The organism is Spiroplasma helicoides (assembly GCF_001715535.1).
Lineage (GTDB): Bacteria > Bacillota_I > Bacilli_A > Mycoplasmatales > Mycoplasmataceae > Spiroplasma_A > Spiroplasma_A helicoides.
In genome coordinates this window covers 740,756-752,369 of record NZ_CP017015.1, presented here as the reverse complement: position 1 = coordinate 752,369, position 11,614 = coordinate 740,756, and the positions used below count along the sequence as shown (strand labels likewise).

9 protein-coding genes are annotated in these 11,614 nt (G+C 23.2%); all 9 read left to right on the top strand.

The window, feature by feature from the left end:
* The first annotated feature begins 1 nt into the window (after position 1).
* Positions 2-676, top strand: coding sequence for a 5'-methylthioadenosine/S-adenosylhomocysteine nucleosidase (gene mtnN / locus SHELI_RS03350; RefSeq protein WP_069116681.1), 675 nt, complete (start codon positions 2-4; stop codon positions 674-676).
* A gap of 29 nt (positions 677-705) precedes the next feature.
* Positions 706-1,440 carry a class I SAM-dependent methyltransferase gene (locus tag SHELI_RS03345; RefSeq protein WP_069116679.1) on the top strand — a complete coding sequence of 245 codons (735 nt, stop codon included), beginning with the start codon at positions 706-708 and terminating at the stop codon, positions 1,438-1,440.
* Between the two features lie 107 nt (positions 1,441-1,547).
* A complete protein-coding gene (locus SHELI_RS03340; RefSeq protein WP_069116677.1) occupies positions 1,548-2,894 on the top strand; it encodes a hypothetical protein in 1,347 nt (448 codons plus the stop codon).
* Positions 2,895-2,994: 100 nt separating this feature from the next.
* Positions 2,995-4,287, top strand: coding sequence for a J domain-containing protein (locus SHELI_RS03335; protein ID WP_069116675.1), 1,293 nt, complete (start codon positions 2,995-2,997; stop codon positions 4,285-4,287).
* 44 nt (positions 4,288-4,331) lie between these two features.
* On the top strand, positions 4,332-6,431 hold the full coding sequence (locus tag SHELI_RS03330; RefSeq protein ID WP_069116673.1) for a UvrD-helicase domain-containing protein: 2,100 nt from the start codon (positions 4,332-4,334) through the stop codon (positions 6,429-6,431).
* A 9-nt stretch (positions 6,432-6,440) separates the two neighbouring features.
* Positions 6,441-7,001 (top strand): hypothetical protein, encoded by a 561-nt coding sequence (locus SHELI_RS03325; RefSeq protein WP_069116671.1) that lies wholly within the window; start codon positions 6,441-6,443, stop codon positions 6,999-7,001.
* A gap of 79 nt (positions 7,002-7,080) precedes the next feature.
* Positions 7,081-8,448: a hypothetical protein gene (locus tag SHELI_RS03320; RefSeq protein WP_069116669.1), complete on the top strand. Its 1,368-nt coding sequence runs from the start codon at positions 7,081-7,083 to the stop codon at positions 8,446-8,448.
* Positions 8,449-8,575: 127 nt separating this feature from the next.
* The gene (locus SHELI_RS03315; protein ID WP_069116667.1) at positions 8,576-9,535 is read left to right on the top strand and encodes a hypothetical protein; all 960 of its coding nucleotides are present in this window, start codon (positions 8,576-8,578) and stop codon (positions 9,533-9,535) included.
* Positions 9,536-9,798: 263 nt separating this feature from the next.
* The gene (locus SHELI_RS03310; protein WP_069116665.1) at positions 9,799-11,604 is read left to right on the top strand and encodes an ABC transporter ATP-binding protein; all 1,806 of its coding nucleotides are present in this window, start codon (positions 9,799-9,801) and stop codon (positions 11,602-11,604) included.
* The last annotated feature ends 10 nt before the right edge of the window (positions 11,605-11,614 follow it).

The window sequence follows — 11,614 nt, the reverse complement described above, 5'->3', positions numbered from 1 at the left end:
TATGAATTTATGCATTTTGTTTGCAATGATTGATGAAGCTCAACCATTAATATATAAATTGAATCCAAGTTTAATAATTGAAAAACCTTTTTTAGTGTTTAAAAAAAATAACATTATAATTGCTATAAGTGGAATTGGCATTTCAAATGCATCATCATGTTTTACTTATATTGATGGCAAGTTTAATCCAGAAATATATATAAATGCTGGTCTTGCAGGGTGTATTTCTGATGAAAATAATGTTTTAGATGTTGTTTTAGTTGATAAAGCTTTTTATAGTTCTGCCAATACAACTGGTTTTGGATATGAATACGGTCAAATTCCAAAAATGCCTGCATTTTATACATCTGACCAATCACTATCAAAAAAAATTAGTCAAATAAAAAACTTTAAAAAATTAAATATAGCCACAAGTGACATTTTTATTAATAATTCTGAAGCTGTAAATACTTTAATAAAACCGATTAAAACTAAAATTGAAATCGTTGATATGGAGTGTTGTGCTTTTTTTCAATCAGCTTACTTATTTAATAAACCGATATTAGCAATAAAAATTATAAGTGATGTTCTAACAAAAAAATCAAACGAAAATCAATTTAATGAAATTTTAAATAAAGCAAGTAATAAAATTTCAGAAGTTATCTATGCTTTTTTAAAAAGTTTCAATGTAGTTTAGTAATATTTTTTTTAAAATTGGAGATTCAAATGGAAAATAAGTACTTAAAATATAGTAGTTTATTTTATAATGACACAAAACCTCCTGGAACAAGTGTTGATGGAGATTTGGAATTTTATAAAAACCTTTTATTACCTATTGAAGGAAAAATTTTAGAAGCAGGGGTAGGTAATGGGAGGTTATTGATACCATTTTTAAAGTATAAAATGGATATAGAAGGTATTGATAAATCAGATGAAATGATAGACTTGTGTAACGAGAATCTAAACATAAATAACCTTTCTGCAAAAATAATTAAGCAAGATTTATGTGACTATATAAAACAAGATTATTATGAATTTATAATTATGCCTAATGCAAGTTTTTGTTTAATAGAAAGTTATGAAAAAGCTATAAAAGTTTTAAAAAATTTTTATTGCAATTTAATAAAAGATGGAAAGTTAGCTATTGACCTTATCTGACCAAATGATTTTCATAAAGGTTATAAACATGAAATGATTCATAATCTAAAAAATAAAAAATTAAAAGTTATTAATTATAGTAAAGAAATTGATTGATTGTATCAATTCACCATTAATGAAATAGATTATTTCTATGAAGATAAACATGTAGAAAATCAAAAAATAAAAATAAGTTGATACGGAGTTAATGAGTTTAAAAATATGCTAAAGAGTATTGGATTTGTAGATATTGAAGTAGTAATAAACTATAACTTTAAAAGTTTAATAAATATCAAAACTATAACTTTTATAGCTAAAAAATAATCACATTTAAAAAAAATAAGCATTTTATAAGTTTAATTTTATTTAATACCTTAAAATGCATATTTTTTGATAAAATAAAAAAAGAGTTGATGTTTGAGGAAAAATTGATGGAAGCAAAAATGGGTGTTAAAAATAAAGAAAGCGCTTTATTTAGAAAAACAATTCATGTCATGCACATGTCTTTTTTAGTCCTTGGTTTTTTTGTAATCTATCATTTTACAAGATTTTTTTATGATAGAGATTTTTATGAAGATCAGATAGAGGCTGCTTTTAGAAATGTTAATGATTCATATTCTTTAATAAATGACACAAGTTCTTTAAGTTTATTTAAAATTGGTACATCTGTTTTTAGTGTAGTTTATTTAATAATAGGTTTTTATATTTGAGTAAATTTTTTTAAATCAAAAATAAGCTCAAAAATATATGTTTTAGTTACAATTGCCATAGTGACATTGATATTATTTTTATTTTTAGAAATAATATTAAATCTTATATTTTTAATAAAATTAATAAAAGCTGATTTTGATATTGATTTTAGCGACAGAATTATTCCAAAAGGAGAATTTGCAAATTATTGAATATTAGATCAAGAAACAGGTTTTTATTATAGAAATACCAGTTTGGTATTAGTTAAAATTGCTGATGCGATAGTATTTTTTTACTATTTTAATTTTTTTATTATTTTGTTTTTAAATAGTTATTCTATATATTTATTAAATTTGAAAGATAGCAAAAATAAAGAAAATTTAAAGACTGAATTAACACAAGAAAATAAGGGTTTTAAAAGCTTAAAAATAGAGGATATTATACCTCTACCACCGATTAAACATGTTTTTCCAGTTTATAATCCAGAAAACTTTAGTTCAGATAGTGAAGTAGATTTGAATTTGAAGTCTTCATTAAATTTAGAAGAAAAAAATTATTGAAAACATACATGTTTTGTTGATGAAAAAAATAAGTTTCAAGCAATACAAAAAATTATAGATAAACATAAAGCAAGTTTTAACTCTGTTATAGATTTTTTATCTTTTAGTTTTCAAAACTCAGATTTTGACATAGTAGTTTTAGAAAATAAAATAGAATCTACAAATATATTTTTTAATTTTAAAGAAAATGAGTTTATTAAAAAGTACGGAAAAATAAATTGTTCTAAATTGATAAGTTTATCTCAAATCGCTGCAATAACTAAGTTTAAATTTTATTGCATTAATGTTTTGAACGACTTTGTAGAAAATTTAAAAGAAGATCAAGAAGATTTCATAATATCAGAAATTGTTTTTAGAAAAATACTAAAAATTTATGAATTTACTATGTCAAAACTTGCAAATGATTTTAAAACCACTTTATTTAAAAAAGGTTATAAAAGCGAAGAAGAATTAAGTGAAGCTTTGATTGATTCAGGAGTTGAAGGATATTATCTATTTTTAGAAAGTATAAAAAAAGAGGAAATTTAGAAGAATACCTCATTTCAAGGGTTATTTCAAGAAAATATTGGTCGCAAAAGATTAAAAATCTATATATATTTAGGTATAATTAAACTATTGGAGGTATTTTATGGGTAGATTCAATAAGGAATGAGTTAATGAATTGTTATCTAATAATCCAGCTTATACTTTAAGAGCTAATAAATTATTTGATTATCGAGATTTATTTTGATATCCCGAAAATATTTCTGAAGAGCATTCGGATAATTTTAAAGGAAATGTAGATAATTTAGTTCTTTCGTCAATAAGAGGTCAATATAACTGAACTTTAGGAAAGTCATTTTATCCTTTAAATACAAGAAACGAAGTTTCTAAATATAAAATAAATATTCAAGGAAATGAATTTAATTTAAAGTTATATCCATCTTATATTGAAGATGATCAGCTAGATGATTGACTTTATCAAACAATTAAATATACATATAGCAGAAATCTATTTAAAACAAGCTTTTTTAAATATTGTAGATATTTAGCTTATACCATAAATCAAAATGTAAAAAGGTTCAATCATTTTTATCAAATAGATCTTTTTAAAGATAAATTTTTTGTTTTAACAGTACTAAAATTGTCACAAGAGTTAACAAGTTTTTTTGTTTCAAAATTAAGTACAGCTGTAAACATGAATTTTGAGGGAAAAGAAAATGAAAAAATCATAATAGATATAATAGAAATGGGGAAACCTTACTATGAAAAATACACAGAATATTTGTTTGAGTTATTTGAAGAAGTTTGTCAGTTATTAGAAGATATATCAAGCTTAAATAAATTAAATAATAAAGATAGTTTTGCAAACATTTTAGGTTCAAATGCAAGTTTTATGGAAGACTCAAACAGTTTTTTTGCAAATGATTGAACTTTAAATCCAAATATTACTATTGAACAAAATAGAATGTTTATAAATCAAGATTTTGCAAATAATTTTGATGATAATACAAATACATTTGATTATAATTCAAGAAATAGTATGTATAAAAACAACAGAGAAAACTTTGAAGAATTTAGTAGACAAAACAAGAATTTTTATCAAGGTTCTGAAGACAATGCAACAGATTTTAGAAATTCAAAAGATCTAAAAAATGAGTATTATTATTGAGAAGATTGATGAAAAGAAGCATATAAAAATAATAGTAGTAATCAAAATGAAAATAACTATAATGAAGGAGATTATAATAATCAAGAATTACAAAATGCACTTAAGTTTTTTAATTTAAGTGGTAACACAACCTATGAAGAATTTAAGAAAAGATATCGCGAGTTAGCAAGAGCATTTCATCCAGATAGTGGAAGGGAAAATAGTCAAGAGCTGATGACACTTTTAAATAAATATAGAATGCTTTTAGATAACCATTTCAAAAATCATTAATTAAATTTTTTTTAAAAAACTTATATATAGAAAGGAAATATTAAATGTATATAACAACAGATGAACAAAGAAAAATATTAGACTATATCAATAAAGGTTATAATGTTGAATTAAATTCCAAAGTCGGTACGGGTAAATCTACTCTTGGTTTGATAATTGCTCAAAGTAATTCTGAAAAAAGCATTTTGTTTTTAACATATAGTCAAAAGTTAGCAGTTGAATACAAAATATTAGCAGAAAAAGAAAATCTGAATAATATTGAAGTTAAATCATTTAATACTTTTTTTCAAAACTCTTATTCAACCGATAAGGATATAAAAACTGATTTAGATTTAATTCACTTGATTGAAAACAATACCACATTATTAGATGAATTACCTAATTATGACATAATTATAATTGATGAGGCTCAAGACCTTGATTTTTCTATTTATAAATGTTTGACTAAAGTGCTTGCTAAAACCTATAAAAACTCTCAATTAGTTGTTATGGGTGATGCTGATCAAAATATATATAGATTTAAAGGTTCTGATACAAGATTTCTTGATAATGCTCAAGCGGTATTTAAGTTTAATGATAGAGAGTGAAAAAAAGCACATTTATCAAAAAGTTTAAGGCTAACAAAAGATATTACAGATTTTTTAAATAAAATATACTATCAAAAAGATTATATTGAAAGTGATATATCTATAAATAATTCTTTTAATTATATTGTTTGTGATTCTGCAGATGTGTATGATTTATATAAAAAATTAGAACCAATTTTTGACAAATATAAAGATGAAGAAATTATAATCGTCACTTATGCATATAGATACTATGAGCAAAGTCACTTTTCAAACTTTTTAAATTTTTTATCTTCTCAAGACCATTTAATATATAAACAAAATCATCTAGATCATGAAGTAAGTGTGAGTGATTATAAAAATAAAATTGTAGCTACATCTGTGCTAGCTTCAAAAGGTTTTGAAAGAAAAGTAGCAATTTTATTTGATTATGATAATGAGTATCTGGACTATGTTATGCAAGATGTGCATAATAAAAAACCAACCAACTTTCATATGGTAGGACTTACTAGAGGTAAGGAAAAAACTATAATATTAAATGATTATTTGTCTAGTCCTTTGCGTTTTTTAAACAAAGAAAATCTTTTGAAATGTGTGTCTACTACATTAGAAGATGACAAGTTTAATGAATGAAAAGAAATATTAGATGAACCAGACTATAAATATCAAGAAGCTTTAAAAGGTAAAAAATATAAATATAGTGTTAAAACACTACTTAGGAGTGTATTGATAACTAATTTAAAAAATGAGTTGCAAGGTCTTAGGTTTTATGAAAAAGATCTTGTTTCTAATTATGATTTTAATGAAGTTATAAGCAATATAAGTTACTACAAACAAGAAAAAGATAATCAAATTCTTTATACAGAAAACGTTAATATTTTAAATGCTTTATTTTTCAAGATGTATTATCAATATAAAAAAAATAAACTTGATGATTTTATATCTAAAATTGAAAGCATATTTGAATTGATAAATGTTGAAAACTACAAAGGGGAATTAAGTTATCTATTACCATATAAAGAGCGTATAAAAAAATTTATTGATAATTACAAAAATAATGACTTTAACTTAATGGAGTTAGTTTTAATAGTGTATGTTTTTAAAGAACATAAATTTTTTAAATTAAATCAAATACAAAAAAATAGTTGAATTACTGATGAACAAAAAGTTGCAGCATTTAAATTATATGAAAGTATTTTATCTGATGATACAACTTTTGAATTAAATTTGGAATTAAAAACTGAAAGTATTGAGTTATATGGTGTGGCTAGTTGTTTTGATCATAAAACCAAAACAATATGAGATTTTAAATTTACAGATGAAGTTTCATTGGCCAGTATGTTACAACTTTTAGTTTATAAATATATAATATTAAAAAATGAAAATTTTGAAGAATATAAGGATTACCAATTAAAAATATTCAATTTAAAAAAATGTAAAGAAATGACATTTTATTTAGATGATGAAAGTATAATACGATTGGTAGAAAAAATAATTTCAATCAAGCTCGAAAATAAAAAAGAAATTGGTGAAGAACAATTTCTACAAAAATGTCTTGATTGAATTTTGAAGCAGTAGGATGTATATATGAAAACTTTACTTAACTTTTTAGCAATTACAACAACAGGATTAAATACAATAACATTATCAATTAATTCTCAGTCATGTCATATTGAAGGTGATTTAAACAGATTGAATTATGTGGAATCAATAAATGACAAATCTTTTATAAATGAATTTTTGCAAATAAATCCAGAGTTATATGATAATGGTAGAAGTAAAATTCAAAAAAGGCTTAATATAAATGAAAAAAATTTTACTCTTGAAGAAGATTATAATTGTACAAAAAATCTACGTTTGGCAAATAATGTATATTTAGATTTTTTAACAATTGAAGGAAATGTGGTTTCTAGTTTCGATATATTCAAAAATAATTTTATAGAACTTAAAAATATAAAAGAATTTGAGTATAGTGATGATCGAGATGATTTTACACAGTATATTCCTACATTATATGGTCAAAAAGGGGATAAAAATATCGTAATAAACATTTTTAAATTTGAATTTAAAAATAAAATATATATTAGAGAAAATATTTTAACTTATTCTTATAATAGAATATATTTCAAAAAAATAGCATTAATTTAAATAGTATTTTGAAATAGAAAAAAGGAAGCTAAGTAGACCAGTTGTATATACAACTGGTTTTTATATTAGAAAGGAAAATATGCCTAGAAAGTATAGTGAAGATTTAAAAAAGAATGCCTTAAAAAGGTATTGGTCAGGAGAAAATTTAGATAAAATCGCTTTAGAAATGAATATTAAGGCTGGTTCTCAATTAATAAGAATTTGAGATAAAAAAAGTAAACTTACTCATTATGATAGTAGAATTAAAACATGCAAAGAAGTTGAAATAATGAGTAAAAAATTAAAAAAAGAATTTGTATATAAGGATTTAAAAACAAAAGAAAAAGAAAATAAAGTTTTAAAAGAAAAAATTAGACTTTTAGAAAAACAATTAAAGTTCGAAAAAGAAGAAAAGATATTAGCAATGGCAAGTAAAGAAATTTTGGAAAAGTCCATACCTTCTTGCACAGCAACTATAATGTTGAACATGTTGAAGATGAGCAAGAAGGACAAGATAATGATAATGGCAACAAAAGCTTATAAACATTATGCATGCTGTCAAATATATTATTTTATTGCTAAGCATGGTATGGGGACTAATAGATTAATTAGTTATTTTAAAATTCATAAAAATACATTTTCTAAGTTTAAACTAAAAAATAATTTAGAGAACCCAATAATTATATTTAAAAATGGTCTATATTTTAATGATTTACCAAATTTTAATAGTCCTAAATATACAATAGCCAAAAAACTAATAATAGACTATAATCTAAAAAATAATAGTTTAGCAAGCGGCGCAAATTTAATAAGTAAGTGAATTTATGTAAATAAAGGCGTAAAAGTATCTGAAAAAATGATTAGAAAAATTAGAGTAGATCATCCATGAATATTAAATAATCCAAGTAGAAAGAAACGTAGTGTTAAGAAATCAGAATCAAAAAAACATAATATCTATGTTAGAGAAGACTTGGTGGAAATGAATTATAGTCGACCAAATATAATTGGTATGGATGGAACAAACTTTAAGATATTTTTAAATAATGGAAAAAACAGAAGTAAAATTAATTGTTTAATATCATATGATTGAGAAAAAAGAACTATAGTTAGTTATAGTTTTGATAAAAGTGAAAATTCAAATAGTGCATTATCTGTTTTTAAAGAAACAAATAACTATGCCATTGAAAAAGCAAATCAAAAGATAATACAATCTGATAGAGGTTCTGCCTTTGCTAATGAGCTTATTTTTAACTATGTAAATGAAAATGATTTTATAGTTCATTCTATGTCTAAAAAAGGCTTTAAACATAATGCACCAACCGAAAGTCTAAATGGATGAATTAAACAAAAATTTTATAAAACTTTTGGTAATAAATTTGAAAATAAGGAAAATTTTTATTATTATTTTAAGAAGTTCTCAAATATTTACAATAATTTACAACAAATAAAATATAATTTTAATATATAAAAGACCATTTATTATATTTGCAAATGGTCTACTTAACTTCCGTTATTCTAATGCTATTTTTTTTAAAAAAATATATAATAAGTTATATAAATTAAAAAAGATTAACAATGAGTTCAAGAGGTTGTTTATGAAGGTTAAAGAAATAAATTTTGACTATGAGTATATATATGTATGCTTTTTAAATAAAGTTTTTGATGATTTTAAAAAGTATGCAAATAAGGTTTTTCCATCTTCAAAAGTGCTGATAAAAAAACTTGAAAAAGTAAAAGAGTTTAATAAAATAAGTGATATTTTAGTTTTTACTCAAAGTTTTGAAAAATTATATAATAAGTATAATAGTGAAGAAGGAATAATTTATACACAAAATATTTTAGATGATTTAAGAAACTTTTTAATTAATTACAAAACTTACTATTCAATTTTAAAACATGCGTCAATACAAGTCAAAATGCATAACATATTAAAAAATGCGAAAGAATTAAGAATGTTTTGTAATTTATTGGCGGCTATTTTTAAATTACAAGTAGAAGAAGTTCTTGTTGAATTTGATAATATAAAAGAAGAGTACAAAATTGACTTTCCCTTTAATGAAATAAATAAAAAATTAATGGAGTATGATAGCACTATAGATTTATGAAAATTTTATGATATTTTTGAGAGTAGTAATAACTTATTTTTTGATTATATTGAACTAATTGATTCATATGATATAAAAATGAAAGATCAAAGTTTTTTGAAAAAAATTCATAATAATGGGAGTTATGCAAGGATGTATTCTAGTTATAAAATATTGTATTATTATGCAATATTTTCATATAAACTTTCATATTTAGCACAATTATCTTTAAATAAAAATATATCAAATGAAGAAATAGAACAAATATCTAAAGACTTAGTTTTTTTTGAAACTAATATTGAAGATATAAATAGATTCACTCATAATATAGAAAATTGTAAATATGTTTGTCCAGTTCATGGTTTTGATAATTATTTGAATGTTACAGGTGATTTATATACATCATTTACAGGCGAGGATTGAAGTTTAGACGAGGATTTTTTTAGTTTTTTTAAAAATAACTTTAATTAAAGGATGACAAAGTACTTAAATATTTAAATTAAATAAAAAATTGTATTTATTTCAAAAAATTTAAAATACTTTTTTTATTTTTTTAAAGGTATATAATATAATAAATCTTATTTAATATTTAAGTTTTTTATAAATTATGTTTAATATAACTTTAAAAATTAATATTCTTTGTTTTGTCTGAATTAGTTATATGAAAGTTAATTTATTATAAATCTTTATTTAAAAAATTTAAATTAAAAAGCACCAAGTTTAGGGAGGAAAAAATGCAAAAAATTGAGGAAAGAATAAAATTTTTTTCAAAAGATAAGTTTAAAAAATATGGAGCTTTATTAAAAGGAGCTATAAAAGCACACCCAGCTTTATTTTGAAGTTTTTTATGACTGTCAATAATAGATACTTTACTTTTTTCTGGTATGTCTCTCATAATTTCGAATCTAATTAAAAACATTACAAATGAGGGTGGAAGTAATATATTTGGATTAAATATGCATTGATATAGCTGAGTTGCTGTTGGTTCGATTATGATTTTTTTATATGCTTGTATTGAATTTTTATTAAACTATGTTGGTGGTATTTGAACCAGAAAAATTGAAATTTGAGTTAGAGTTAAATGTTTAAAAGCTTTGGTAGATGTGGACCTAAGTTTTTATTCAAAACATCAAATAGGTAACTATATGACTAAGATTATTGGTGATTCACAAGGAGCAGCGGATGGTTTAAATGAGTGATTTACTAATTTAAATTATGTGATCATTATGTTTGTAACTATAAATATAATAATGTTTTCATTAGATCCTTTTATAGCTGGAATAGCTGTTGGAATTTTTATTTTATTATTTGTAATTTCGTTAATTGTTTTTTTTGCTTATCAAAAAGCACTTATCATATCATTGGATTACAAACAAAATCTTGATGCTGATAATACAGATAGACTTATGAATATTAGACTTATCAAATCTAGTGGTACTGAGTTAAGTGAGATTGATAGAATTAAAGGTTATAACGAACAATACGGTAAAAAAATAAATAAAATAGTTTGATTGGAGACTTTATTAATTATTTTTGCTAACTTTTTTGGTTGAATATTACCAGGAGTCATAACCATATGCATAATTGCTTTGTATAATGGTACACACACACTTGAACAAATATCCGCTTTAGTAATTCCATTTGTTTCAACTCTTTCAATTTTGACTGGAGCAATGTTTTTGATGCCGATGATTTTAAGATCTTTATCAAGATCAATGAATTGTAACTGAAGACTTAATTACATTTATACACAAAAAAGTCTTCTTGATTATGTATCAGACCCAATCAAAATTGATAAAATAGATACAATCGAAATAAAAGACTTAGAGTTTATATATCCTGAATCACCAAATAAGTTAATATTACCTGTAACATCATTCAAGTTTGAAAAAGGTAAAAGCTATGCCTTTGTTGGTGAAACAGGTAGCGGTAAATCTACAATCGCAAAAGTGCTTTTAAGATTTTATGATCCATCTAAAGGCCAAGTCCTTGTTAATGGTATAGATTTAAAAAATATTGATTTACAAAGTTATTTAGATAAAATTGGCTATGTTGAACAAGAACCCCAAATATTATATGGTACTGTTATGGATAATATTAGATATGCAAAATTTGATGCAACCGACGACGAAGTGATAGAGGCTGCAAAAAAAGCGAGACTACATGACTTCATATTAACTCTTTCTGATAAATATGACACAATTTTAGGAGAAAGAGGGTTTATCTTTTCGGGTGGACAAAAACAAAGGTTAGTTATTGCGAGAATGTTTTTAAAAAATCCTGAATTATTAATTCTTGATGAAGCGACTAGTGCATTAGATAACATTGTTGAAAAAGAGGTTCAGGCTCAGTTAGATAAATTGGTTATTGGTAGAACTACAATTGTTATTGCGCATAGACTCTCAACAATAAAAAAATGTGATCAAATTATTGTTTTAGGGGGTAATGCTGGAGGTATTGTTCAAGTAGGTACATTTGATGAGTTAAAAGTTAAAGAAGGACATTTTTCTAAATTGTATAATGCAGGACTGATGGGATAGGTGAAAGTAA